We start from the raw sequence: 1,852 nt of genomic DNA, 5'->3' as shown, positions 1-1,852 counted from the left end.
AAGCGCGGGTCGGGCAGCGACGGCTCGCGGCTGGTGAGCAGCAGGCCCGCGCCAGCGGCCCGCAGCCCGTCGAGGAGCTCCCAGAGGGCGCTGAGGGCGGCGGGGGGGAGGGGAAGCGGCTCTTCGTGTTGGTTGGATTGTTGACGCAAAGGCGCAAAGGCGCGAAGTTCTTCGTTTGCCGAGGGGGGCTCTTCGTGTTGGGCGGGTGCTTGACGCAAAGGCGCAAAGGCGCGAAGTTCTTCGTTTGCGGGGTCGCCTTCGGGCAGCCAGCTCTCCAGGTTGTCAAGCACGATCAGGGTGCGCTGTTGGCGCAGGTGGGGGCGGAGGTGGGCGAGGGCGGCGGGGTGGTTGTCGGGGTGGAAGTGGCCGTCGGCGCAGCCGAGGTGGCGGGCGAGGCTGGCAAGCAGCCAGGTGGCGCCGCCGCTGCTCGCTTCGGCGCTGATGAAGCATGCGCCACTAAACATGCCGGTGGCGGTGAGCCAGGTGGCCGCTTCGCAGGCGAGGCTGGTTTTGCCCTGGCCGCCAAAGCCGTGGATCAGCACCGCTTGGCCGCGCTGGAGGGCGCGTTCGATCTGGTGCAGTTCGCGTGCCCGTCCGCCGAAGCCGTAGCGCGGCGGTGCGGGGAAGTTGCTGAGTTGCGGTGCGGCGACGGGCGCGGCGACGGGCGCGGCCCCCGCTTGCGGCTGAAAGTCGAGCGCCCGCTGCATGTAGTAGTGGGGCAGCCACCAGTCGCGCAGCGTAATCGGCGCGCCGGGTTGGTCGCGCTGGCGCTGCAAGAGGTGGCGGCGCGGGTCGGCGTGGAGTTCCTGGCGCGCCTGTTGCAGCGCCAACGGCACGGGGGTGCCTTGGGCGAGGCTGGCGTAGAAGCGTTGCACCAGTTTGGTCGCGGTGGCGACGAGTAGGCTGGCGGGCATGGCGATCACCGCGTCGAGGCCGCCCCTGATCAACTGGCCCGCCACGCTGCTGAAGGCATCGTCCTCGGCAGTCGTCGCGCTCTGGCAGGCGGTGAGCAGCGCCAGCTTGATGCCACTCTGCCCCAGTGCGGCGGCGAGGTCGCTGGCGGCGACGAGGTGGGTTTGGCCATTCTCGTGCTCAAAGGCGAGCGCCCCCTGGCCCGCAAGGGCGAAGCGCACGCCATCCTGGGCGAAGAGTGGTTGGCCCTGCTGCACAAAGGTGCCGTGGCCGTCGAAGTGCAGGATGTGAATGGGCGGCTGCTGCGGATCATTGAGCCGCGCCACCAGCGCGGGCAGCGTCGGCGGGCGCAGGAACTCCACCTGCAACTGGCCCTCAGCCAGCGCCTCCTCCACGGCGGCGAAGAGCGGGCGGGCGATGCCCCGCGGATCGATGAAGCCCGTCTCGTCGGGCCGCGCCGTCACCAGCAGCACACGCAGCGGCGGCGTAAAGGGTTGCAGCAGCGCATGCACATTGGGCTCCGGCAGACGGCGCACGATACTCACCGGCTGGTGCGGGCGCAGCGTCAGGAAGCCGCGCCCATCGTGCAACAACTCCCACGGCAGACTGAGCGCCGCAAAGAGGCGCCGGTCGGTCGGTGCCTCCCCCGCCAACTGCTCCGCCGTCAGATCGAGTTCGAGGCTAAGCTGCTTCGCGTAGTCGGGCTGCAAATTCCAGGGCTGAAAGATCTGCTGCCCCGCAGCCGTTTCAAAGAGCGCCGCAAAGAAAGCGCGGCCTACCTGCTCCATCCGCGCCTCAAGCTGCTGTGCCCGCGCAGCAAACGCACCAAACGGCCAGCGCCACGACTGCTCAAGGTACCAGGTGAGATCCTCACGCAGCGTCGCATCCATTGGATCGTACAGCAAACCGGTCGCCCGCTGGCGGCCCAGCATTGGGCAGG

1 protein-coding gene is annotated in these 1,852 nt (G+C 69.4%); it reads right to left on the bottom strand.

What is annotated here, in order from left to right:
- A partial coding sequence (locus tag CJ255_RS21860) for a CHAT domain-containing protein (protein WP_165774888.1) occupies positions 1 to 1,817 on the bottom strand: 1,817 nt, incomplete at its 3' end.
- Between the last annotated feature and the right edge of the window lie 35 nt (positions 1,818 to 1,852).

It is taken from the genome of Candidatus Viridilinea mediisalina (genome assembly GCF_002532535.1).
Classification (GTDB): domain Bacteria; phylum Chloroflexota; class Chloroflexia; order Chloroflexales; family Chloroflexaceae; genus Viridilinea; species Viridilinea mediisalina.
This window is presented reverse-complemented; position numbering and strand designations above follow the sequence as displayed.